Origin of the sequence: Halomonas sp. SIMBA_159 (assembly GCF_046536035.1) — a bacterium.
Taxonomy (GTDB): domain Bacteria; phylum Pseudomonadota; class Gammaproteobacteria; order Pseudomonadales; family Halomonadaceae; genus Vreelandella; species Vreelandella venusta_A.
Map to the genome: position 1 here is coordinate 1 of NZ_JAWJBT010000250.1, position 322 is coordinate 322.

1 protein-coding gene is annotated in these 322 nt (G+C 59.6%); it reads right to left on the bottom strand.

What is annotated here, in order from left to right; translation table 11 throughout:
* A partial coding sequence (locus tag R0J87_RS19185) for a sigma factor (RefSeq protein ID WP_498888230.1) occupies window positions 1-322 on the bottom strand: 322 nt, incomplete at both ends.

Here is a 322-nt window from a genome sequence, read left to right on the forward strand (position 1 = left end):
GATTGACGGCGAGCTGGATGGTGCCCACATGCTGGCCGGACAGCCGATTGGTTCCACCATTTGCAGCCGCTCCTCCGACGACACCGCCACTTGTTGCGGCTGCTGTTGCAGGTATTCGAGATAGGCAGATTCCACCCGGCGGCGGCGGTAGAAGTCAAGCAGCAGCCCCTTGGCGATATGCGTCAGGTAACGGCGGGATTCCCCTGACGCCGGCAGCCTGCCGCTGCTCAGCAACCTGAGGTAAGTATCCTGAACCAGCTCCGCTGTCGTAAATGGACAGCTCATACGGCGCTGAATAAAGACCGATAACCAACCTTGATGC